Genomic DNA, 22,284 nt, shown 5'->3' with positions numbered 1-22,284 from the left:
AGGAGGCGCCAATCTCGATCCCTTTGTGATACACTTGTCTCATAAGTAGATATGTGTACCATAACTACAGTGTGTTTCAAGTGTAGGGAGTCGCAGCAATGACTGAACCTCGCTCGCGAATTTTTCATCTTCTTGGGAACCTTTTGACGTTCCACGCCTTTCCCAGAGAGACAGGACATCGTTGCACAATTGTTGAGATAAAGACGGCACCGGGTGCCAGTGCACCGCCCAATCATCATGCTGGCGAAGATGAGAGCTTCTATTTGCTCGATGGTGAATTCGAGTTCTTTTTGAATGGCGAGACAGTCAACGTCAAATGTGGTGACTTCGTTAAGAATCCGGACGGCGCAGTTCACGCCTTTACTTGTACCGGGGAACGGCCTGGCCGGTTACTTTGCATAACCGCCCCTGGCGCGATGCACGACACGTTCTTCACCGAGGCTGGTGAGGCAATGCCTGACGGTACGACTGATATTCCTGCGCCAGATGGACCACCAGACATTCCGACGATCATGGCGGTGGCAGGTCGAGTAGGAATGACAATCCTGGCGCCTGCGGACGTTCCCAGCTAACGAACGCACGTGCATAACTCCGGGTTGCGAAACGGAGGATTTGGTATAAAGCTTCTGCCGTACACCCTACCTTGCAATACTGGCTCAACCCGACGCCGACATTCACGACGAGACCTTGCGATACAGGATATCGGACATTCGCGGAGCTTTCCCAAAATGTCTTCTATGTGAACCAGAGTAATCGTTTAAGCGTAGGCGGGATAGCGGCTTAGATGGTCTGCTCTCAGTGCTTGGTTGAGTTCGTTTTGGCTAGAGAACGCTCAACTCAGCATTCTTTCCGAAACATCCTCAAGAAGGGTATGAAGATCGAATTCTTCGCCTTTCTCCGCAAGCCCTTTGTCATGCAGAATGAAAGACAGCCCGTGCACGAAACTCCACAACAAAAAACCACGGCGGCGAACTTCGTCTGTGATTCCCGGTTCACCGAGACACTTTGCTACTTCAGTTAAAAGAATCCCGAAACTTTGCTGACCGCCTTCGTCCAGCCCGGGGTCCGCAATGCGGTCTGTGAAGCCGCCAAATTTCAGTCTGAAGATCCCGGGCTCATTTAACGCGAAGGCAATATACTCCATTCCTATGGCAGTAATGCGTTCGGGAGATCCTTCAGGAACACCTTCCAGCGCAGCCAGCATTTTGTCTCGGTGCCGATCCATTCCTTCAAGGACAGTGGCGACCAGCATTTCTGTCTTGTCTTTGAAGTGCTTGTAAGGTGCCGCGGTTGATACGCCCGCGCGTCTGCACGCCTCGGATACAGAAAAACTGTCCGGACCTTTTTCTTCAACCAACTGTCGGGTTGCTTCGATCAGTGCAGCGCGAAGATCGCCGTGATGATAGGCTTTCTTGCTGACGGAAAGACGAGCCGCTGGTCTGCTTGTCGGATGATTTTTTTCGGTGCTGCTCATGATCCAACATGTGCCAGACCTCGTATCTCTTGTCAAAGTGAGAACTTCTAACATATGTTAGTGGCACTAACTTGATGAGGTCCCCAAATGCCGAATCCTGCAAATTCATCTACTGAAGCGACCAAACCGAGCCTACTTGCACGTGTGTTGCGCGGCACTGTGCGCCTGGGAGTGACCTTCAGTTTTATAGCTGTTGCAGCGGCTGCCGTTTACTTTGGCACATCCGAGCTCACCCGTAGAGCGGACGCTGTACCCGCACCGGATGCCGCCGCTGTGACACCCGTGTCCGTGACACAGATCACGTCCGAGAGCGCTTACACAGTCGACCGTGTATTCATCGGGCAGGTCGAACCTCAGCGTTCGGCAGATATCTCTTTCGAACTGAACGGGACGCTGGATCAAATTCTGGTGGATGAAGGTGATGAGGTTGCCAAGGGTCAACTTCTTGCGACACTGGACATCGCACTGCTGGAGGTCGAACGCGACCGTCTGACAGCATCACGTGACGCCATTGCAGCCCAACTTTCATTTGCAAAGAAAACAGTCGAGCGAAACGCGAAACTCATTGTGGAAGGCTTTACCAGTCAAGCCCGTTTAGACGAAGCCGTTTCTCAGCAGGATGAATTGCTATCCAGGATTGGCGAGTTAGATGCTGCCTTGCGTGATGTGACCGTTCGAATCGAGAAATCCAGTATCGAGGCTCCGTTTGCCGGTCAAATAACCGCGCGACACGTGGATGGCGGTGAAACTTTGCGCTCGGGTGAGTTGGTTCTGGGTATGATCGAGGTCGTGTCGCCGCAGGTTCGGATAGGTATCCCTCTCGATGTTGATCCGGCGCTGCTGACAGACGTTGAAATCGAAATTGCAGGTCATGGCTATCAGGCTGAGCTTGAAACTTTAAGGCCCGATATTGACCCGGTGACCCGAACCCGCACCGCGCTGTTCGGTTTGAAGAACGCGCCGAACGTTGCTTTCGGACAAACCGCACGTGTGCATGTACTCGATCCCGTCCAAAGTACGGGAACCTGGGTGCCTACAACATCTCTAAAGGAAGGAACTCGCGGGCAATGGACATTGCTCGTTGCCGACGCGCAAAAGGCTGTACGCCTGGCGACTGTAGAAGTGCTACATGCCGAAGATGACCGCGTCTTTGTGCGTGGCGCGTTTCCGGAAGGCACCGTCTTGATTGATCAGGGGCCGCAGCGAGTCAGCGTTGGTCAGCGCGTTGTCTTCAACAGTAGCGAGTAACGGAGCGATTTGATGGAAACTCTTACCTTTCGCCATCCCCGACTGGTCGCCCTGATTATTTTAGTGCTCGTATCTGCAGGTCTGTCTTCGTTCCTATCGCTTGGGCGGCAGGAAGATCCTACGATCACCAACCTCTTCGCAACTGTAACGACACAGTTCCCGGGTGCAGATCCAGAACGGGTTGAAGCGCTGGTGACTGCAGAAATCGAAGAAGAACTGCGGAAAATCGCCGAGGTGGATGAGATCAGTTCTGTATCCCGCTCGGGCGTGTCGGTTGTTTCGGTAGAGTTGCTTGAAACGCTCGATGAAGCCACCATTGAGCAGGTTTGGGCCGAGGCTCGGGACGCCGTTGAAGATGCGAGCCAGATTTTTCCCACAGGAGTATTGCCACCGGAATTCGATGCCGAGGGCATTTCTGCCTATTCTGCGGTCATTGCAGTTGCAGCCGAGGATCCGGGCTTTCCGTTAACTTTGCTGTCACGTCATGCCGAAGCACTGGGCGACAGATTGCGTGCGATACCTAACACGCGAGCAGTGGACTATTTCGGTCAGCCGGAAGAAGAGGTGCTCGTAAGTGTGGATCTGGACAAGGCCGCTGCGCTTGGGCTTGGCGCTGCCGAGATTTCCCAGCGGATCGCCGAAGCAGACGGAAAGGTTCAGTCTGGGCGGTTGCAATCTGATGTCGACCTGACCATCGGCGTCAGCGGAGAAATTGAGAGTTTGGATCGCATTCGGAGCATCGTCCTGCGTGAAAACGCAGCCGGTACCGTGGTGAAGCTCGGAGATATTTCCAGCGTAGACCGTGGCGCACGCGAACCGCAGTCCTCAATCGCGTTTGCCAACGGAAAGCCCTCCGTTTTGGTCGGGATTCTGGCGCAGGACGGCGTACAGATCGACCGTTGGACAGGCTTCCTTCGGGATGAGCTTGATGCCGGCGCCGCGTCGGTACCTTTGGGCATGCAGGAAATACTGCTGTTTGATCAAAGCCAGTACACGACGGATCGTTTGTCAGAGGTTGGGGTCAACATGGCCATTGGCGTGGCTCTGGTCGTGGCAGTTTTGTTTGTTACGTTAGGGGTTCGGGCAGCCGCGATTGTGGCTTTGGTTTTGCCGGTTGTCTCATTGGCGACCCTGGCGACGATGAACATGATTGGATTGCCAATCCATCAGATGTCTGTGACCGGACTGATTGTTGCCCTCGGACTGCTCGTTGACGCAGCCATCGTGATGACCGATGAAATCCGACGTCGTCTGCAGGATGGCATGGAGCGACTTGCAGCCGTGCGAGATGCTGTTCGCAGGTTGGCCGCGCCACTGCTGGCATCAACCGTGACAACGGCGCTTGCCTTCACGCCGATGATCTTGCTGCCGGGACCTGCAGGCGATTTTGTCGGCGCCATCGCTATAGCCGTGGTTCTTATGCTTGTCTGGTCCCTGGTTGTGGCTTTGACTGTGACTCCGGCGATTGCGGGCTGGCTACTGTCCGATCGCCCAGACGCAGGAATGCTGAGCCGCGGTATCAGCATCCCGCCACTTGCCCGTATGTTCGAGGCCTCAATTAGATTGTCAGTCGCCAATCCGGTGCGATCTATCGCGTTGGCATTGATCTTGCCGGTGCTTGGCTTTGCGGCCTTTCCAACGCTGACCGCGCAATTCTTCCCGGGCGTCGACCGCAACCAATTCTATATCGAAGTCGACATGCCGGGTGGAACGTCAATTGCCACCACCGAAGCAACCGCCCGCCAGATCGATGAAATGCTACTGGCTGACGACGGAGTCAAAAGTGTCTACTGGACCGTCGGAGAGTCCGGCCCGGCATTCTACTACAACATCGTTGGAAACCGTTCACGCGAGCCTGGGTTTGCACAAGCTATGATCACGACCGACACGGCCGACGACGCCGCCCGCCTTGTTGGAACGTTGCAGAGTCGTCTGGATACCGACTTTCCTGACGCGCAGATCATCGTTCGCAGTCTTGTTCAGGGCCCTCCGGTCGCCGCACCGGTTGAAGTCAAAATTCAGGGGCAGGACGTCACGGTTTCACGTGATCTGGGCGACGAGGTGCGTTCAGTCATGGCCAATCTCGATCTGGTAACCCAGGCGCGCGCCAGCGTGAACGGCGGCAACCCTCAAATCCGGTTCGAGATTGATGAGGTCAAAGCGCGTCTGCTGGGACTGGACGTAGCCGATATAGCTGGTCAGCTGGACACAGCGCTTGTTGGCATCACCGGTGGATCACTGATCGAAGGGACTGAACAGTTACCGGTGCGTGTTCGTCTCGGCGACGAGGTGCGATCAGACCTAAGCGCCATTGTCAGTATGCCGATCCTGCTGCCCAATGCCGCCGCCATATCCGCGATCGGAGTTTTCCCCGCGGTACCTTTGTCGGAACTAGCCAGACCGGTGATCGAACCTGCGGAAAGCGTTATAACCCGAACGGATGGCGTGCGTGAAAACACCATACAGGCGTTTATCGTCCCCGGTGTTTTACCCGAAGAGGCTTTGCAGGACATACTCGAAGCGCTTGATGCATCTGGGTTTGTGTTGCCGCAAGGCTATTCGATGTCCTTAGGCGGCGACAGTGATGCCCGATCCAACACTGTGGGCAATCTGCTTGCCTCTGTCGGTTTGATTGTCACACTCTCCATCGCGACCATCGTTCTGACGTTCAATTCGTTCCGGCTGACCCTCGTGACCTTGGTCGTGTGCGTATTGTCTGCAGGCCTTTCCATGCTGTCGCTGGCCGTTATGCAATTCCCTTTCGGAATTACGGCGATCATCGGAGTCATCGGCTCGATCGGTGTTTCGATCAACGCGGCGATCATAATTCTAACCGGTTTGCAACAAAACGTTGACGCAAGCCAAGGCGACCGAACGGCCATAGCACGCGTTGTGACTGGTTCAAGTCGGCACATCATCTCAACAACGGTCACAACCTTTGGCGGGTTCCTACCCTTAATCATAGGCGGTGGAGCATTTTGGCCACCATTTGCCGTTGCAATTGCCGGGGGTGTACTGTTGTCGACTGTCGTATCGTTTTATTTCACCCCGCCAATGTTTGCGTTGGTGTATCGTGGTAAGCTCGACAAACCGCTCGAGGCAAACAACCAACCTTCCCAGCCTCAAGAAGCAATTGTCGCGCTTGTGGCAGAATGAGGATTGAGATTACTTCGCCTTACGAGTTGGCATGTTTCAAAGCCGTCTTTGTTCGAAGCAAAGCCCATTTCTGGTAGGGGCCGCACGCTGAATTTTGCAAAGTCTGGTTTCTGCGCGTTTTCGGCATTCGTGCATCGTGCAGCATCGGTAACCAAGGGCTCAAAGCGGACGATTGACGTCGTCTCACATGCGCAGAACGGGTCAGCCGGGCGGTTCGTCCGGTACGCGGACAAAGCCGCCACAATTAATTAGCCGAAAACGGGTAATGCGCGATTATCGAGCTTATGTGTCGGAATCACACCAAACCTTAACGAAATGGAACCAGCGTCCAGATAAAGTTTGATGGCTTAAGGCGGTCTTTCTAGCGTCGGAGGATGAGAATTTTTGTTCTCATTTACTTGAGGTTGTTCTTGACCACCATTCGAATTGCCCGAGAGGGATGTATGCGGAGGATCGTCTTAACCGTTAGTATGCTTGTTCTGTTGGCTGCCTGCGCTGTCTCAAGACCCTTAGAAGCGTCTCGTGAGCAATTTGCAGCCTCTTCTGCCTATGTTCCCGAGGGACCACCCAAGTTGACGCTATTCACAGTGATCAGCAACAATAGTGAAAGCGGCGGTCACACGGCACTCATGGTGAGCGGATCGCAGCAGGTCATCTTTGACCCCGCAGGCTCGTTCAAGCATTTTGATATAGTAGAGCGCGGTGACGTGCTCTACGGCATGACCCCCGCTTGGGTGGCTGCATATAAAAGCGCCCATGCGCGCAGCACTCATCATATCGTAAGCCAGGAGATTGTTGTTTCCCCCGCTCAGGCAGAACTCGCGCTGGAGTTGGTAACCAACAACGGCTCTGTATTAGGGGCGTTCTGCGCGCGATCGACATCTTCAATACTACGGCAGATTCCTGGTTTTACGGATGTGGAAGTGACGTTTTTTCCTGTCAATCTGATGAAACAGATTGGCCGGAGGCCTGACGTTACAACGGATCGCTACTACGAAAACGATATTGGCGATGTATCCGATGGTATCGTTAGCCCGCAGGTGATACTGGTGCAGGCTACACAACGAGGCGAATGATCGTTTCTGATTTCATTGAAAGAGCGAGCAGATTTGTCGCCGACGCAGAACTCGTTTTGTATCGTAGATTGAACACATCACGGACCTACCAGATGGAATGGTCAAGAAACGTTTTTCGGAGCTCAGAGCCGTTATTCGTGGAAATCAGGTCATCTAGAGAGAACTTATCAATACGTGATGCCGTGCCACATAAGCTTTCCTCACCTCGACCGGTGGCCGTAGCGTAATCCTCAACCCCTCCATCACCGCTTTGTCTGGGCGGCCGAAAAACTTGGTCGCCTCGGCCTCGGAGAACCCGGCGATCTGGGTGGCTTCCATCCAGGCGCTGATCTTGTCAGCTTTCTTGATCTGACGTTTCACTGACTTTGGTACCTCGGCGGGCAGGCCAAAACGGATGTGGATGGCGGCGGCCAGGCGGTCGTCCAGCGCGCCATAGTCGGGGCCGACGGCGGATTTGACCGGTGAGATCATATCGCCGATCACATATTCGGGGGCGTCGTGTAACAAGGCCGCCAGCCGCCATTTAATCGGCGCGTTTGGTGCGATACGGCCAAACAGTTCTTCAACCAATAAGGAGTGTTCGGCCACGGAATAGGCAAAATCTCCGCCCGTTTGCCCGTTCCAACGGGCCACAAAGGCCAGGCCATGCGCGATATCTTCGATCTCGATATCCACCGGGGTTGGGTCCAGCAGATCCAGCCGGCGGCCCGATAACATTCGTTGCCACGCCCTGGGTTGTGTTGCCATTATACCATGCCCTTCAAGTGCCCCCGCGCGGATCGCGGAATTTTGTGCTAAGATTTACCTATTCGGATCACCCGCTGCCAACGATTTCTTGAGCTTTCGTGCTTTGAATCGATCCAAGGTGGTCCCGACATAGACATCAAGGGGGGCGCCAAGCCCTTCGTGGTGTGCCCCTCTCGAACCATAAACGCGTATCGAAAGGAGCATGTTATGTTTAAGCGTTTGTTTGGAATTGCCCTGGCCTTTGGAATGGCTGCCACAGCCCCGCCTGCCTTTGCACAGCAGAATTGCGCACAGCGAGATCAGGTGATCGCCAAGTTGCAGGACAGTTACTCGGAACAGCTGGCCTTTGGCGGATTGCAGAAATCGCGCGGGGCGCAATCGGTGATGGAGGTTTGGACCTCTGAGGAAACGGGAAGTTATACCGTTTTGGTGACCCACGCGAATGGGATCAGCTGCATTGTTTCGGTTGGCACCGATTTTTTCGAAGCCATACCCAAAATCAAGGTAGAAGGCACACCAAGCTGATATTGGCAACATAAGTTCCCGTTTCCGGCCATCTGCGTTGCCACGTCCCAAAAGGGATGCTAGGGGCAAACCGGATTAACCTTTACCGGAATGGAGTACCTGATGGCCGGGGACTATATCGTCAAAGACATTTCACTGGCCGAGTTCGGCCGTAAAGAACTTGATATCGCTGAAACCGAAATGCCGGGCCTGATGGCGTTGCGCGCAGAGTACGGTGAAAGCAAGCCTTTGTCAGGCGCGCGGATCGTTGGATCCCTGCACATGACCATCCAGACCGCTGTTCTGATTGAAACATTGGTCGCGCTGGGCGCGGATGTGCGCTGGGCGTCCTGTAACATCTTCTCAACCCAGGATCACGCAGCGGCTGCGATTGCAGCCGCAGGTATCCCGGTCTTTGCCATCAAGGGTCAGACGCTGGAAGAGCACTGGGATTATCTGGACAAATCCTTCCTGTTCGACGACGGCCCTAACATGATCCTGGACGATGGCGGCGACGCCACGCTCTATATCTTGCTGGGCGCACGGGGCGAGGCGGGTGAGGACATCATCCCGGTTCCGGGCTCAGAAGAGGAAGAGGTGATCAAGAAGCAGATCGCCAAGCGTATGGCCGCCAGCCCGGGTTGGTTCACCAAAATGCGCGACCAAATCCAGGGCGTGTCCGAAGAAACTACCACCGGCGTGAACCGCCTGTATCAGCTGGTGAAAGACGGCCATCTGCCGTTCCCGGCGATCAACGTGAATGACTCGGTGACCAAGTCGAAGTTCGACAACAAATACGGCTGTAAGGAATCGCTGGTCGACGGTATCCGCCGCGCCACCGACACGATGATGGCCGGTAAAGTTGCTGTGGTCTGCGGCTATGGAGACGTAGGCAAAGGCTCTGCCGCGTCGCTGCGCGGTGCCGGTGCCCGTGTGAAAGTGACCGAAGTGGACCCGATCTGCGCGCTGCAAGCTGCGATGGACGGGTTCGAGGTCACGCTGCTGGAAGATGAGGTTGACAGCGCCGATATCTTTATCACCACCACAGGCAACAAGGACGTGATCCGCATCGAGCATATGCGCGCGATGAAGGACATGGCCATCGTCGGCAACATTGGTCATTTCGACAACGAAATTCAGGTGGCTAGCCTGAAGAACCACAAATGGACCAACATCAAGGAACAGGTGGACATGATCGAGATGCCTTCGGGCAACCGTATCATCCTGCTGTCCGAAGGTCGCCTGCTGAACCTGGGCAACGCCACAGGTCACCCGTCTTTTGTGATGTCGGCCTCGTTTACCAACCAGGTTCTGGCGCAGATCGAACTGTTCACGAAAGGCGATCAGTACGAAAACAAGGTCTATATCCTGCCCAAACATCTGGATGAAAAGGTTGCCCGCCTGCATCTGGACCGCATTGGTGTGAAACTGACCCAGATGGACAGCGATCAGGCGGCTTACATCGGTGTGAAGCCGGAAGGTCCGTACAAGCCGGAACACTACCGCTATTAAGCCTGTTCCAGCATGAATGAACGCCCAAGACGCCGCCGAATTCTGATTTTGGCGGCGTCTTTTGTTTTCCGACTGGCGGTTGTTGCCATCCTGTTGGGCGGCGGTGGATGGTGGTTGTTGGCGCATCCGGAAACGCCGGTGCCAGCCCATTGGAATCCGCTGCGCCCTTTGTCGGTGACCGCGCCCGTCACGCCGATCACAAAGTACCAGTTGAACCGCGCGCTGGCGGATGAGGCGCAATGCCGAGCCTCGCTGTTGGACGCAGGCGTTGTGTTTGACGCGATGGAAGACCTGGTTGTTGATGAAAACTGCGGCATCTCAGGTCGAGGGGTGCTGTCAAATCTGATGACCTCACGCATTGCTCCGGTAGAAACCAGCTGTACCACCACCCTGCGCCTTACCATGTGGGAGCACCATGTGGTGCAACCTGCGGCGCGCGAGATTTTGGACACTGAAATCACGCGGCTGAGACATTTGGGCAGCTATAATTGTCGTCGCATGCGTACCGCCCAGGGTGAAAACAGCGGATGGAGCAGCCATGCCCGAGCTGATGCGATCGATATCATTGGTGTGGACACCGCCGATGGGCGCAGCCTGACGCTGTTGCAAGACTGGCCCGGCGACACACCGGAATCCGCATTTCTAAGGCGCATTTGGAAAGGGGGCTGCAGCTGGTTTCGCGTTGTTCTTGGCCCTGATTTCAACCGGTTGCATGCTGATCACTTCCACCTGCAGGGTCCGGGTTGGGGATATTGCAGATAGCCTATCCAGCAGGATTTTGCTTGAGTCTGTCCAAGGGGGAGGATTCGCGGATTTTTTTCCTTTTGGGAATTTCACGATCACGGATAGGCTTCGCGCCATCGGCGAAGACATCCGCCTAATTGGGATTAAGGAGACTGGGACATGGGCAAGCGCGACGAACTGATCGCAAAATACGCAGAAGATCTGAAAGACAAATGTGGGATGGACCCCGATATGGACCTGCTGACCAAGGTTACAATCGGTTGCGGTCCGGCGATCTATGACGCGGATGCGGCCACAGTTGCCGCCAGCCAGGACTCCGAGTTGGAAACGGTCAAGAACAACTTTCTGATCAAGAAACTTGGATTGGCAGATGGCCCCGAGTTGATGGAAGGCATCAACAAGGCAATGGAAACCTACGGCATGTCCGAGCGCAATAAATACCGCGCCGTTGTCTACTACATGCTAACCAAGCATTTCGGCAAAGAATCCGTCTACAGCTGATTTTCTGCTCGGTACTGGACGCCCGTCGTAATTCGGCGGGCGCTTTGCATTTGATTTGTAATTTAAAGACTTAGCCTTTGAAATTCTGCGCTCAAATGGGCTAGGTTCAGTTCGTGACCAGTACGGTCAGAACCAGATATTTCCATACGCGTGTGGTGAGTAGGGAGCACGCGGGGGTAGGGAAGGTTCTGATCTGTCAAGGCCTTCCCTTTCATTTACCGAAACTCGTTCACCAGCCGGGTGACGAATTGTTCGATGCTGCGGGACGGGTTGCGTGTGCGTCCTCCGCCCTGACCTTCCAGATAGACTTCGATATGCCCCGGCTGCGTCTTTGACGCTGCATTGGTGAAGTCGCGCGCGATCCCCCCCAACGCTTCTGCAGCAAGCCCGGCCCGTTCGGCGTCAGCTTGATGATAGAACCGCACCTGTGTCTGTTTCACGGAATATCCGACCAGTGCGGACGCGACGATTTCGGCTTGTCCACCTTTGAGCGCGTCCAACGCGTCTGCGCTTATGTCCGATGACACTCCAGCAGGTACAAACACGGAAACCGCGACGTCAATGACGGGCTTTGGTGGCTCGGGAACAGACAAATCCGGACCTTGCTGGGGATCCTCGGTTGACGAATAGGCCGGTTCATCAATGGACATGACCAAGGCCTCTATCGCGGCTTGCATTTCGGGTTCCGGAATAACCGGTGTTGCAAGTTGCGGGATGTCTTTAGGTGGCTGGTCCAGTTCCAAGTTTGGGGCCGGCAAAGTCGCGTCAGACTTTTCGACAGAAAGCGCGATCTCTGGAGTATCATCACCCAGCGGATCGGCACCTGTAACGGAAGGATTCTTCGGTTCCAAAACCGAAGTCTGAATTGCGGAAACGTGGGCGATTGCAATCGGTGATTCCACTACCGATTCTCGGGAATCGACCGCGCTAAGCTCCTGGGATTCGGCCCATCCCGCGATGAGTTTCGTTGCGGACCATTGCAGGAACGCACCGCACAAAACCGCACCCAAGACGATCAATGACATACGGTTGATCGCCCAAGTTTTCGCTTTTGTAGCGACCTGATCAGCATGGGCATATTTGTAGACAACACGTTCAAGCCGCGAGCTTCCGCGAGCGGGCGCAGACTGCTCTTCAAGCGGCTCGCTCAGGAATTCAGTTTTATTTTCAGAGGTTTGCGATACATCTGCCTGTGCCAAGGCTTCGGCGCGTTGTTGGCGCGCGATCTCTAACCGCGCCTCCCAGCTTTTGGAGGTCAGTTCGGCAACAATCTCTTCCGTTGCTTCAACGCTGTCTTGATCGTCAGACACAGGTTTACGCTTTCGAAATGACCAACACGCACTCGAACACCACAGAAAGATTCGCGGTCACGCAAACAAAAGCCCACAAACCCCCACCAGGCGTAGCTGATGGAAACATAGCATTTTTAAGAGCTTTTGAGAAGAAATGCCCGGGTCGGGCAGGCTTAAGTCAGTCTGATTTGGTGTCACCCAGCGCGCAAACCACCTGCCATTCCTGATCAGTCACCGGTTGCACAGACAGCCGAGAGTTCTTGACCAGCACCATCTCGGCCAGGCGTTCATCTGCCTTGATCTGATCCAGGGTCACTGGCTTCTCAAAGGCGCGCACGGCCTTGATATCGACGCATTCCCAGCGGTCATCATCTGTGGTGCTGTCGGGATGCGCCTCGGCACAGACCTCAACGATGCCAACCACCGCTTTTTCCGTCTGAGAGTGATAAAAGAACCCGCGATCACCGACCGCCATCTGCCGCATGAAGTTGCGGGCCTGATAGTTGCGCACACCGTCCCATTCTTCGCCGGTCTCATCCTTGGCAACCTGCTGATCCCAGCTCCAGGTTGATGGCTCGGATTTGAACAACCAATAGGCCATCAGCCAACGACCTTCTTCCAGGGGATCAACTCGACCGATTGGAACAATCCGGCTTTGGCATAGGGGTCATTGTCGGCCCAAGTCTGCGCGGCGGCCAGATCAGTGACGTCGAGAATGATCAAAGAGCCGATCATGGCGTCGCCGTCCAGCAACGGCCCGGCCTGCGAGACAACACCCGTTTCCTCGATATAGGCCAGGTGCGCCGCACGATTGTCCAGCCGGGTTTGCAGCGCGCCATCTTTGTCGCGCGCGATCAGGGCGATCAGCATGTTATTCCTCCTTCAGGGGTCGATTGAGCAGCCATTGGATGGCTTCAGCGACACTGTATGCGCCACTGCTGAGTTCCGCCACCGTTGTCGTGATCGGCATGTCCAGACCTTCGGCTTTGGCGATCTCGGCCACGGCCTTGGCGGTGGCCACACCTTCGACTGTTGTGTTGATGTCAAACGCTTCGCCACGACCCAGCGCCAGACCAAAGCGGTAGTTCCGCGACAGCTCGGAAGAGCAGGTCAGAACCATGTCTCCCAACCCCGACAGACCCATCAGGGTCTCGGCCCGCGCACCGCGTAAAAGCGCAAAGCGCTGCATCTCGGCAAAACCACGGGTCATCAGGGCCGCGCGTGCGCTTTCACCCATTCCGTCGCCGATACAAGCGCCGCACCCGATGGCCATAACGTTCTTGAGCGCTCCGCCCAGTTCGGCACCTACAGTGTCTGTTGTGCGATAAAGGCGCAGGTTAGCGGTGGTCAGTTCGGATTGCAGCGCTGTGCACAGAGCGTTATCGGCGCAGGCGAGTGTCAGCGCAGTGGGCAATCCGCGGGCAATGTCATCGGCAAAGCTGGGGCCGGTCAAAAGCGCAGGACGCGCCGTCGGGATTACGTCGGAAATCACCGCTATCGGTCCAAGCCCGGTCGATAGTTCTATCCCCTTACAGCAGGCGACTAGAGTTTTTTCGGCCAAAACCTGGGCATGATCCTGCAAAGCGGCGCGTAACTTCTGCATGGGGACCGAGACAAGCAGCGTATCGCTTTCAGCCGCAAAGGCGATGTCAGATGTCACGGTGATCCCGTCCGGCAATGTGACATCCGGAAGCCGCGCAGCGTTCTTGCGCCCGTCCTGCATCAACAGGGCGTGTTCGGGGTCGCGCGCCCACAAGGTCACCGGCCCATTCCGGGCCAGTGAAATCGCCAGAGCTGTACCAAACGCACCTGCGCCCAGAACCGACACGCTCATGCTTTGGCCCCCTTTTTGCCGCTGCCAAGCATCGCCGGGCTGGTCTGATCCAAAGGCCAACGCGGCCGCGCGGTCAGATCCAGACCGTCGCGTGCGCCATTGCGAAACCGTTCAAGCCCCGCATAGGCGATCATGGCAGCGTTATCAGTACACAGCGCCAGTGGAGGTGCCGTAAATCGAGTGCCTTTTTCACTGCAAACAGTCTCTAACGCCTCGCGAATGGCCGAATTGGCCGCCACACCGCCCGCGACCGCAATCACTGGTTCAGCTGGGTCATACTTCAGATACAGATCAATCGCGCGCCTCGTTTTCTCGGCCAGAGTGTCCACGACCGCTTGCTGAAACCCGGCACAAAGATCGGCGCGGTCCTGACGGGTCAGGCCGCCCTTTTCCGCAACGATCTGATCACGCATCCGCAACAACGCCGTCTTCAGGCCCGAGAAAGACAGATCACAACCGGGCCTGTCCAGCAGCGGACGGGGAAAGCGAAACCTCTTGGGATCGCCTGACCGTGCCTCGGCCTCGACCGAAGGCCCGCCGGGTTGTGACAGGCCCAACAGGCGCGCGGTTTTGTCAAAGGCCTCTCCGGGCGCGTCGTCGATGGTGCCGCCCAGTCGGGTAAAATCCTCGGGTCCATGCGCAACCAGATATTGGCAGTGCCCGCCCGAGACCAGTAACGTCAGGTAAGGAAACGCGATCCCGTCGGTCAGACGCGGTGTCAGGGCGTGGCCTGCCAAATGGTTCACTCCGACCAAGGGCAGGCCGGTGGCTGCGCTGATCCCCTTGGCGCACATAACGCCCGACATCACGCCGCCAATCAGGCCGGGACCTGCGGTGACGGCAATGGCGTCCATATCCTGCAAGGACAGGCCCGCGGTCTCCAAGGCCTGTATCACGCAAGTGTCCAGCTTTTCGGCATGGGCCCGGGCCGCAATTTCGGGGACAACACCGCCAAAGGCGCTGTGTAGTTCGGTCTGCCCATAGACTATCGAAGACAGGATCTGCACCGGTTCACCATCAGATTGGCGCACCACGGCGGCAGCGGTGTCATCGCAGCTGCTCTCCAATCCCAAAACGGTAAGTGTTTGCACCATCGGTCCAATCCGTTGCATCATGATTGCACAGCGGGGTATCACCCTGCGTGGACGCAAACAATCCTCAAGGCCAAGGCGCCAGACGTTGTATTTGTTGATGACCCGCCCTCGCGCCGCCTCAACCAGGTTTATCGCGCAGCTTTCGACACGCACCCGGTCCCGCGTTACGGTCATTCATTCGCCTTTGTTGGAAATCCGACCCTTGAATGTTTCGGTGGATATTTCTGGCACGCAAGGGCTGATCTTTTCCTCGGCCAATGCGGTCAACGCAGCGGTGTCCCTTGGTATTCCGCGTCAGTTTCCGGCCTATTGCGTCGGGCCTTCAACCACGGCGACGGCCCAAGGTGCAGGCTGGAACGCAGTAATGGCCGGGTCTACAGCCGAGGAACTGGTGGCAAGCTTGCTGCAAGACCGCCCCGACAGCCCGCTTTTGCATCTGCGGGGCGAGCATACGCGTGGAAACATCGCCGAGCGTTTGACCGAGCTAGGTCTAACCACGCGCGAGGTACCAATTTATCAACAGCGCCTGCTGCCTCTAACGGTTGAGGCCATTGCGGCGTCACGGGGTCAGATGCCGATCATCGCCCCGATATTCTCACCCCGCACGGCGCGACAATTTGCCGATGTCTGGACGGGGACGGCCCCGCTATGGCTGGCAGCCATCAGCGAAGCGGCCGCCGAGCCGCTTTATTCATTGGACTATGCACGTTTGAAAATCGCAAAACAGCCGACGCCCAAGAAAATGCAGAAAGCCGTTAAAAAGCTTGTGAAACATGCGATGCGGGTTGAGGGTGCGCCGGGGGCAGTCTAACTTGTTTCTGTCTGTAGTTCTGGTGTTTTGGGAATCGATAAGGGGAATTTGACGGTGGCCAGGAAAAAGAAATCCGATCAGGACCCTGTAGAAGACCCCAAGGTTGAGATCGAGTCCTCCGAGGCTGATGCAGAGTCGACATCGGACGCTGAAAGCCTTGACGCAGACCAGCCAATAGAAGAAGCGACTCCCGAAGCCGAAGCCGAAGCCGAAGCCGAAGCCGAAGCCGAAGCCGAAGCCGAAGCCGAAACGGCGGCTGAAGTGACCGAAGCAGCTCCGGTCGAAGAAAAGATCGTCGAACGCACGGTTGAAAAGCGGGGTGGGTTTGTTCCGGCGCTCCTTGGTGGTGCGGTGGCTGCAGCGGTTGGGCTTTGGGCCGGCAGCAGCGGGTTGATCTCATCAAACGGAGCGGACAACTCTGAAGCATTGACGGCGTTGGAAGCCAAGCTGACGGATCAAGCGACGCAGATCGAGAATTTGACCAAAGCCCTGGCTGACGGACCGGATACATCCGCTTTGACCGGCCAGATTACAGCGTTGAGCGACAAGCTTGCACCGATTGAAACCGATGTGGGTTCGGTAAAGTCCAGCCTCGAAGCGCTGAGTGGTCAGATCGACCCGCTTGCCGACCGCCTGGCCGAACTGGAAAAGCGCCCGATCACGGAAGGGGCCTCTGCCGAAGCTGTGGCGGCTTATGAAGCAGAGCTGAAGAAGCTTCAGGATTCGCTGGCTACCCAACGCGCTGAGGTTGAGAAAATGGTCTCGGACGCGCAAGCGCTTGAGGCAAAGGCTGCTGCCGAAGCGCGCGCGGCCACAAACACGGCCATTCTGACCCGACTGCAGGGGCGGTTGGACTCAGGCCAAAGCTACGAAGATCTTGTGACTGAGTTGCAGGCCGGTGGTCTGACTGTTCCGGATGCACTGACCACATCTGCCCAAAGCGGCTTAGTCACGTTGGCCGCGTTGCGGACATCGTTCGAACCCGCTGCACGTACTGCTCTGGCGAATGCGCGCGACGCGGACAAGGGCACCGGGCTCGTCGCGTTTCTGCAGCGCCAGACGGGGGCTCGATCTGTCACACCGCAGGACGGTGATGACCCGGATGCGATCCTGTCTCGTGCTCAGGCCGCTTTGGCGGGCGGCGATATCGAAACCGCTCTGACCGAGCTCAAGGCCTTGCCCGAGGCGGCAAAGGCTGCGCTTGCAGATTGGGAGCAGAGCGCCCAGACACGGGTGTCGGCGCTGGATGCCGCGCAGGCGCTTGGCGCCAGCGTAAACTCGAATTGAAGGACCTGCCATGCTGTGGTCATTGTTGAAGATCCTTGTTTTTGTTGCGATTATCGGCCTCCTGGCTGTTGGCGCTGGGTTCCTTATGGAAACCAGCGGTGGCGTTCAGATCACCGTTGCGGGTACTGAATATACGCTCAGCCCGTTGCAATCGGTCATTGCGCTGGGCGTGTTGGTGGTTCTGGTCTGGCTGTTCTTCAAACTGCTCAGCCTGTTGATCGCCACATTGAAATTCCTCAACGGTGATGAAACCGCTTTGTCGCGCTATTTCGATCGCAACCGCGAGCAAAAGGGCTATCAGGCGCTGGCCGATGGGCTGATGGCATTAGCCTCGGGCGAAGGGCGTGCGGCCATGGCCAAAGCGAACCGCGCCGAAAAACTGCTGAACAAACCGGAACTGACCAACCTTCTGGTGGCACAAGCAGCGGAAATGACCGGTGACACTAAAAAGGCGTCTGACACCTATAAGAAACTGGTGACCAATAACGCGACGCGTTTTGTTGGTGTGCGCGGCATCATGAAACAGAAGCTGGCCGAAGGCGACGACGATACCGCCCGCAAACTGGCCGAGAAGGCTTTGGCCTTGAAACCGCGCCACGAGGAAACGCAGGACGTTCTGTTGAACCTGCAGACCAAGGCGCAGGATTGGGCGGGTGCGCGCTCGACCCTAACCGCAAAGCTGAAAGCAGGCTATTTGCCGCGCGATGTGTTCAAGCGGCGCGATGCGGTTCTGGCCTTGTCCGAGGCCAAAGACCTGTTGGACGAAGATGCTACCATCGAGCAGCAGGAACGCGCGATTGAGGCCAATCGCCTGTCGCCGGATCTGGTGCCAGCGGCTGCGATGGCTGCGCGCGCGCATATCAAAAAGGGCAAGGCCCGCGCGGCGACCAAGATTCTGAAAAAAGCCTGGGAGGTTCAGCCGCATCCAGAGCTGGCCCATGCCTTTGCCGAGATCGAACCCGACGAAACTCCGCGTCAGAGGATAAAGCGCTTCACCGCTTTGACACGCTTGCATCCAGAGAACATGGAAACCCGACTAATCCTGGCCGAGCTGAACATCGTCGCCGAAGACTTCCCCGAGGCGCGTCGCGCGCTGGGAGATGTGGTGGAAAACAAGGGAGATGCCCGCGCGTTCACCCTGATGGCCGCTATTGAGCGGGGTGAGGGCGCATCGGATGCCGTTGTGCAGGGCTGGCTGGCCCGCGCCCTGAACGCGCCGCGCGGTCCGCAATGGGTTTGCGACAATTGCCATGACATTCAGGCCGAATGGGCACCCGTTTGCCCGAATTGCGGCAGTTTCGATACGCTCAGCTGGCAAACACCGCAAACCCCCGAGATCGCCAGCGCGACCGGTGTTCACATGCTGCCGCTGATCGTTGGCGCGCTGGAGGACAAGACCGAAGCCGAGGAAACGGAAGAGGTTGACGACGCGATCGAGGTTGAGGCTGACCCGGTGGAAGAAACGGTTGAAGGTGCCATCGAAGACAGCACTGAGCCTGCGGTCGAAAAACAGACTTGAACAGACTCGTTTTCGGGCCTGATCACTCGTTCCGCGCACCTGTGTAAGTCCATCTGTAGCTTGGTGGGGTCGGTCCTTTGTTCCGGCCCCCTTGCTGCGATTGCTCCCAGGCATGGGCCAGAATCCCGACCGAGCGTGACAGGCAGAAAAGACCCCGGGCAAGCGGCGGGGCAAAGCCAAGTTCAGCATAGATGACAGCCGTGGCGCCGTCGATGTTCATGGGCACGGGTTTGCCCTTTCGACGCATCAGCTCGGCCTCGATATCCGTCGCGATCTTCATGAACCGACCATCGCAGGCCCCGTCGTCCACGGCGTCTTGGACCAGTGCCATCAACCGAGGCGCGCGCGGGTCGGTCGGGGTGTGAAACCGATGCCCGAAACCTGGTAGGATTTTCCCTTGGGTCGAGATCCATTCGTCCAGCGCGTTGCCCAAATCACCAGACCGCGTCTCGACGAAGTGATAGAGCGTGACGGCCTGCTCTCCGGCGCCACCGTGAACATCGCCAAGCATATTCACCGCGCTGGCCATCGCATTGTTCAACGGCAGGCCGCAAGTGACAGCCATACGCGCAGTGGCAATGGACGGCGCTTGCGGCCCGTGATCCACAGCCGCAACCAAAGCCGCCTCGAACAGATGGGCCTGTGCTTGTGTCGGTTTGTCACCGCGCACCAAGAACCAGATCATTTGGGCAAAGCTGATATGGCCGATCAGATCCTGAATCGGCTTTCCGCGCAGTGCGATGCGTCCGGGTTCCATGTCGATGATGGAGGTTTGCCACCAGTCCGAGACGTCGCTCATAGGATCCCCTTTTGTTTCAAATCGTCGATTTCGGCCTGTGTTAGGCCCAATTCAGACCAGATCGTCGTATTGTCGGCACCCAGATCCGGCGGTGCAGTTTCAGGCATGTTGCGCTGCCCGTCCATAACCACCGGACTGCCGGCAAGACGCATCTTTTCACCGTGAACCGAGACTGTGCCGATCATCCCTCGCCCGGCAAGTTGATCGTCATCCAGCGCATCAGGCACCGACAGGACCTGGCCCGCGGGTACGCCCAGCGCGTTCAGCTCAGCCACCCAAGCTTCAGATGGCCGGGTACGCAGCATAGCCTCCAACACGTCACGCAGTGCAACCCGGTTCGCCTTGCGGTCTTCACGGGTTGCGAAATCGGGATGGGTCAGCAGATCATCGCGACCCAGATGTGTCGCCAGTGCTTGCCATTGTTCATCGCGATTAGCAGCAATGTTGATCGGCTTGTCAGCGGTCGCAAACGTGCCGGAGGGGGCCGATGTTGTGTTTTCATTGCCATGCGCAGCCGGGCGCACACCTCCGACAAGATAGTTCGACACGACCCATCCCATCGTCGAGATCACTGCCTCGGACATGGCCACGTCCAGAAAAGTTCCGCGCGGATTGGCATTCAGGGCAGAGCTGATCGCAAAAGCAGCGGTCAGCCCACCCACCGTATCGGCCAGAGGATAGCCCACACGGTAGGGCGCAGTATCCGGCGCGCCAGTGATCGACATGACACCGCTGATCCCCTGAACGATCTGATCATAGGCCGGATCATCTCGGCGCGGACCGTCCTGACCAAAGCCGCTGATGGCGCAATAGATCAGGCTGGGATTTTCTCTGCGCAGGACGTCATAGCCCAATTCCAGCCGGTCCATAACGCCGGGCCTGAAGTTCTCGACCAGCACATCGGCTGTTTGAACTAGCCGCTTGAGCAGCGCTTTGCCTTTCTGGGCCTTTAGATCCAGGGTGACGGATTTCTTGTTGGCGTTCTGGGCCAGAAAGCTGATGCCCATACCGGATTTGTTGCGCGCTGGATCGGCCCCCAATACACGCGCCAAGTCTCCTGCTCCGGGCCGTTCTACCTTGATGACCTCGGCCCCCATCAAGGCCAGTTGGTAACAACAATAGGGGCCTGCCAGCACATTGGTCAGGTCAAGAACCCGAACACCAGTTAGCGGATCAGTCGCCATCAGCCACACCAGCGGCGCGCGCACGAGCTCTTCGTGCGCGGTAGCTGGGCAGAAGCACCAAGAGTACAGCAACCACAAGCAGGCCCAATGTCATGGGGCGTTCCCAGATAAACGCGATGCCATCATACAACTGCATGGATCTTGCAAAATTGTCCTCCATCATCCCACCAAGGATGAAGCCGATAAGCAATGGTGCCAGCGGGTAATCGGCAAACTTCAATGCGGTGGCGCAGATCCCGAAACCGACAAGGATCAACAGCTCGGTCGCATTGTTCTGACCGATATAGGCACCCATCAGCGTGAAAAACAAAATGAACGGGATCAGATAGTTACGCGGAATCGCAAGAACCTTGGCGATATAAGGGATTAGCGGAAGATTCAGGATCAGCAAAACCAGGTTGCCAATGAACATCGACATGATGACCGCCCAGAAAATCTGCGGTTCGTCGATCATCAGGCGTGGGCCCGGTGTGACGTTCAGGGCAATCAATGCTCCCAAAAGAATGGCGGTTGTTCCCGAGCCCGGAATTCCCAAAGTCAGCAAAGGAACAAATGAGCCCGTGCAAGCGGCGTTGTTGGCTGTTTCGGGAGCTGCCAGACCTTTGATCGAGCCCTTGCCGAATTCTTCTTGCTCTTCCTTCGGTGCAATGTTGCGTTCGACAGCATAGCCAAGGAAGCTGGCGATTGTTGCGCCCGCTCCGGGTAGAACCCCGATAAAGAAACCCTGCACCGACTGGCGTCCGACAACAGGCGCAATGGCTTTTGCCTCGTCCTTGGTGATCCTAAGATCTTTGATCTCTCCCTCATCCCCTTTCAGATCTTTGGGTTTGAGGACAAGAAACAGCGCCTCTGGCAAGGCGAACATGGCCATCGCCAGGGTGATGAATCCAAAGCCTGACTGCAAGTCCATGATACCCATCGTAAAGCGGGGCAGATTGAACAAGGCGCCTTCGCCAACGGTGGCCATGATCAGACCCAGAATCGTCATGATTATTGCTTTGGCCACTTGGCCCGACCCAGCAAAAGCGGCAATCGCAGATAATCCGACAACCATCAGCGCGAAATATTCGGCCGAGTGAAACAACAGGGCGACCGAAGACAAGGCAGGTGCGAAGACCATCAAGAGAACAGCCCCCAACGTCCCGCCTGCGAAACTAGCGATCGCAGCGACGGTCAGGGCTTTGCCCGCCTTACCCTGACGGGCCATGGGATATCCGTCAAAACTGGAAGCGACGGTACCGGCAACCCCCGGTGCGTTCAGCAGGATGGACGACGTGGACCCGCCAAAGATGGCGCCGTAGTACACCCCTGCCAGCAAGATCAGAGCCGCCGAAGGGTCGCCCATCGAAATCGCCACAGGGATCATGATCGCGATGATCGACATCGGGCCCAGACCGGGCAGCATTCCGATGAACGTGCCGATGAGACACCCGGCAATAACCATAAGCAGGTTCTGAATGGAAAAAGCCGTCTGCAGGCCGATCAGAAGTCCTTCAAGCATG

At 56.7% G+C, this 22,284-nt stretch carries 21 protein-coding genes; 11 read left to right on the top strand and 10 right to left on the bottom strand.

From position 1 onward, the window contains the following. The first annotated feature begins 98 nt into the window (after positions 1-98). Positions 99-572 (top strand): cupin domain-containing protein, encoded by a 474-nt coding sequence (locus GOX45_RS01695; RefSeq protein WP_171097343.1) that lies wholly within the window; start codon positions 99-101, stop codon positions 570-572. A 260-nt stretch (positions 573-832) separates the two neighbouring features. Here GOX45_RS01695 and GOX45_RS01690 read toward each other — a convergent pair whose 3' ends face one another. Next, positions 833-1,474 carry a TetR/AcrR family transcriptional regulator gene (locus GOX45_RS01690; RefSeq protein WP_254445905.1) on the bottom strand — a complete coding sequence of 214 codons (642 nt, stop codon included), beginning with the start codon at positions 1,472-1,474 and terminating at the stop codon, positions 833-835. 171 nt (positions 1,475-1,645) lie between these two features. Here GOX45_RS01690 and GOX45_RS01685 point away from each other — a divergent pair, with 171 nt between their 5' ends. The 3 genes from GOX45_RS01685 (at position 1,646) to GOX45_RS01675 (ending at position 6,954) form a co-directional block, all read left to right on the top strand. Then, positions 1,646-2,722, top strand: a complete 1,077-nt coding sequence (locus GOX45_RS01685; RefSeq protein ID WP_171097338.1) for an efflux RND transporter periplasmic adaptor subunit — start codon at positions 1,646-1,648, stop codon at positions 2,720-2,722. A gap of 12 nt (positions 2,723-2,734) precedes the next feature. Then, the gene (locus tag GOX45_RS01680; protein ID WP_171097336.1) at positions 2,735-5,878 is read left to right on the top strand and encodes an efflux RND transporter permease subunit; all 3,144 of its coding nucleotides are present in this window, start codon (positions 2,735-2,737) and stop codon (positions 5,876-5,878) included. A gap of 470 nt (positions 5,879-6,348) precedes the next feature. After that, the gene (locus tag GOX45_RS01675; protein ID WP_254445903.1) at positions 6,349-6,954 is read left to right on the top strand and encodes a hypothetical protein; all 606 of its coding nucleotides are present in this window, start codon (positions 6,349-6,351) and stop codon (positions 6,952-6,954) included. Positions 6,955-7,107: 153 nt separating this feature from the next. Here GOX45_RS01675 and GOX45_RS01670 read toward each other — a convergent pair whose 3' ends face one another. Then, positions 7,108-7,701 (bottom strand): HD domain-containing protein, encoded by a 594-nt coding sequence (locus GOX45_RS01670; RefSeq protein ID WP_171097334.1) that lies wholly within the window; start codon positions 7,699-7,701, stop codon positions 7,108-7,110. A gap of 207 nt (positions 7,702-7,908) precedes the next feature. Between GOX45_RS01670 and GOX45_RS01665 the strand changes: the two genes are divergently transcribed. The 4 genes from GOX45_RS01665 (at position 7,909) to GOX45_RS01650 (ending at position 10,962) form a co-directional block, all read left to right on the top strand. After that, complete coding sequence (locus GOX45_RS01665; protein WP_171097331.1) at positions 7,909-8,226, top strand: hypothetical protein; 318 nt, start codon at positions 7,909-7,911, stop codon at positions 8,224-8,226. A gap of 102 nt (positions 8,227-8,328) precedes the next feature. Further along, positions 8,329-9,717, top strand: a complete 1,389-nt coding sequence (gene ahcY, locus GOX45_RS01660) for an adenosylhomocysteinase (protein ID WP_171097329.1) — start codon at positions 8,329-8,331, stop codon at positions 9,715-9,717. A gap of 12 nt (positions 9,718-9,729) precedes the next feature. Then, positions 9,730-10,479 (top strand): extensin family protein, encoded by a 750-nt coding sequence (locus tag GOX45_RS01655; RefSeq protein ID WP_171097327.1) that lies wholly within the window; start codon positions 9,730-9,732, stop codon positions 10,477-10,479. Positions 10,480-10,620: 141 nt separating this feature from the next. Continuing rightward, entirely contained in the window at positions 10,621-10,962 is a 342-nt protein-coding gene (locus tag GOX45_RS01650) for a DUF2853 family protein (protein WP_171097326.1), read from the top strand. Between the two features lie 215 nt (positions 10,963-11,177). Here GOX45_RS01650 and GOX45_RS01645 read toward each other — a convergent pair whose 3' ends face one another. From GOX45_RS01645 to tsaD, 5 genes are all read right to left on the bottom strand, one after another. After that, a complete protein-coding gene (locus GOX45_RS01645) occupies positions 11,178-12,272 on the bottom strand; it encodes a hypothetical protein (RefSeq protein ID WP_171097324.1) in 1,095 nt (364 codons plus the stop codon). Between the two features lie 160 nt (positions 12,273-12,432). After that, entirely contained in the window at positions 12,433-12,855 is a 423-nt protein-coding gene (locus GOX45_RS01640; protein ID WP_171097322.1) for an EVE domain-containing protein, read from the bottom strand. Then, positions 12,855-13,124 (bottom strand): YciI family protein, encoded by a 270-nt coding sequence (locus GOX45_RS01635; RefSeq protein ID WP_171097320.1) that lies wholly within the window; start codon positions 13,122-13,124, stop codon positions 12,855-12,857. Before GOX45_RS01635 ends, GOX45_RS01640 begins: the two co-directional genes overlap by 1 nt. A 1-nt stretch (position 13,125) precedes the next feature. Beyond that, on the bottom strand, positions 13,126-14,088 hold the full coding sequence (locus GOX45_RS01630; RefSeq protein WP_171097318.1) for an NAD(P)H-dependent glycerol-3-phosphate dehydrogenase: 963 nt from the start codon (positions 14,086-14,088) through the stop codon (positions 13,126-13,128). Then, entirely contained in the window at positions 14,085-15,182 is a 1,098-nt protein-coding gene (tsaD, locus tag GOX45_RS01625; RefSeq protein WP_171098114.1) for a tRNA (adenosine(37)-N6)-threonylcarbamoyltransferase complex transferase subunit TsaD, read from the bottom strand. The genes GOX45_RS01630 and tsaD overlap by 4 nt, the downstream gene beginning before the upstream one ends. A 214-nt stretch (positions 15,183-15,396) precedes the next feature. Between tsaD and GOX45_RS01620 the strand changes: the two genes are divergently transcribed. Genes GOX45_RS01620 through GOX45_RS01610 form a run of 3 tightly spaced genes read left to right on the top strand, consistent with a single transcriptional unit; the run spans position 15,397 to position 18,799 of the window. Beyond that, entirely contained in the window at positions 15,397-15,993 is a 597-nt protein-coding gene (locus tag GOX45_RS01620; protein ID WP_371808937.1) for a uroporphyrinogen-III synthase, read from the top strand. A gap of 54 nt (positions 15,994-16,047) precedes the next feature. Then, positions 16,048-17,280, top strand: a complete 1,233-nt coding sequence (locus GOX45_RS01615) for a COG4223 family protein (RefSeq protein WP_171097314.1) — start codon at positions 16,048-16,050, stop codon at positions 17,278-17,280. A gap of 10 nt (positions 17,281-17,290) precedes the next feature. Further along, positions 17,291-18,799: a heme biosynthesis protein HemY gene (locus tag GOX45_RS01610; protein WP_171097312.1), complete on the top strand. Its 1,509-nt coding sequence runs from the start codon at positions 17,291-17,293 to the stop codon at positions 18,797-18,799. A 22-nt stretch (positions 18,800-18,821) separates the two neighbouring features. Here the strand turns inward: GOX45_RS01610 and GOX45_RS01605 are convergent, their stop codons facing one another. The 3 genes from GOX45_RS01605 to GOX45_RS01595 are packed head-to-tail and all read right to left on the bottom strand — an operon-like array spanning position 18,822 to position 22,283. Next, the gene (locus GOX45_RS01605; RefSeq protein WP_171097311.1) at positions 18,822-19,598 is read right to left on the bottom strand and encodes a citryl-CoA lyase; all 777 of its coding nucleotides are present in this window, start codon (positions 19,596-19,598) and stop codon (positions 18,822-18,824) included. Then, positions 19,595-20,782: a CaiB/BaiF CoA-transferase family protein gene (locus tag GOX45_RS01600; RefSeq protein WP_171097309.1), complete on the bottom strand. Its 1,188-nt coding sequence runs from the start codon at positions 20,780-20,782 to the stop codon at positions 19,595-19,597. Before GOX45_RS01600 ends, GOX45_RS01605 begins: the two co-directional genes overlap by 4 nt. Beyond that, positions 20,772-22,283 (bottom strand): tripartite tricarboxylate transporter permease, encoded by a 1,512-nt coding sequence (locus GOX45_RS01595; protein WP_171097307.1) that lies wholly within the window; start codon positions 22,281-22,283, stop codon positions 20,772-20,774. Before GOX45_RS01595 ends, GOX45_RS01600 begins: the two co-directional genes overlap by 11 nt. Between the last annotated feature and the right edge of the window lies 1 nt (position 22,284).

It is taken from the genome of Ruegeria sp. HKCCD7255 (assembly GCF_013031565.1).
In the GTDB taxonomy this organism is placed as follows: domain Bacteria; phylum Pseudomonadota; class Alphaproteobacteria; order Rhodobacterales; family Rhodobacteraceae; genus Ruegeria.
This window is presented reverse-complemented; position numbering and strand designations above follow the sequence as displayed.

Coding starts and splice junctions, on each gene's coding strand:
- GOX45_RS01695 (WP_171097343.1), top strand. CDS start 99: ATGACTGAACCTCGCTCGCGAATTTTTCATCTTCTTGGGAACCTTTTG.
- GOX45_RS01690 (WP_254445905.1), bottom strand. CDS start 1,474: ATGAGCAGCACCGAAAAAAATCATCCGACAAGCAGACCAGCGGCTCGT.
- GOX45_RS01680 (WP_171097336.1), top strand. CDS start 2,735: ATGGAAACTCTTACCTTTCGCCATCCCCGACTGGTCGCCCTGATTATT.
- GOX45_RS01675 (WP_254445903.1), top strand. CDS start 6,349: ATGCTTGTTCTGTTGGCTGCCTGCGCTGTCTCAAGACCCTTAGAAGCG.
- GOX45_RS01670 (WP_171097334.1), bottom strand. CDS start 7,701: ATGGCAACACAACCCAGGGCGTGGCAACGAATGTTATCGGGCCGCCGG.
- GOX45_RS01665 (WP_171097331.1), top strand. CDS start 7,909: ATGTTTAAGCGTTTGTTTGGAATTGCCCTGGCCTTTGGAATGGCTGCC.
- ahcY (WP_171097329.1), top strand. CDS start 8,329: ATGGCCGGGGACTATATCGTCAAAGACATTTCACTGGCCGAGTTCGGC.
- GOX45_RS01655 (WP_171097327.1), top strand. CDS start 9,730: ATGAATGAACGCCCAAGACGCCGCCGAATTCTGATTTTGGCGGCGTCT.
- GOX45_RS01650 (WP_171097326.1), top strand. CDS start 10,621: ATGGGCAAGCGCGACGAACTGATCGCAAAATACGCAGAAGATCTGAAA.
- GOX45_RS01640 (WP_171097322.1), bottom strand. CDS start 12,855: ATGGCCTATTGGTTGTTCAAATCCGAGCCATCAACCTGGAGCTGGGAT.
- GOX45_RS01635 (WP_171097320.1), bottom strand. CDS start 13,124: ATGCTGATCGCCCTGATCGCGCGCGACAAAGATGGCGCGCTGCAAACC.
- GOX45_RS01630 (WP_171097318.1), bottom strand. CDS start 14,088: ATGAGCGTGTCGGTTCTGGGCGCAGGTGCGTTTGGTACAGCTCTGGCG.
- tsaD (WP_171098114.1), bottom strand. CDS start 15,182: ATGGTGCAAACACTTACCGTTTTGGGATTGGAGAGCAGCTGCGATGAC.
- GOX45_RS01610 (WP_171097312.1), top strand. CDS start 17,291: ATGCTGTGGTCATTGTTGAAGATCCTTGTTTTTGTTGCGATTATCGGC.
- GOX45_RS01605 (WP_171097311.1), bottom strand. CDS start 19,598: ATGAGCGACGTCTCGGACTGGTGGCAAACCTCCATCATCGACATGGAA.
- GOX45_RS01600 (WP_171097309.1), bottom strand. CDS start 20,782: ATGGCGACTGATCCGCTAACTGGTGTTCGGGTTCTTGACCTGACCAAT.
- GOX45_RS01595 (WP_171097307.1), bottom strand. CDS start 22,283: ATGCTTGAAGGACTTCTGATCGGCCTGCAGACGGCTTTTTCCATTCAG.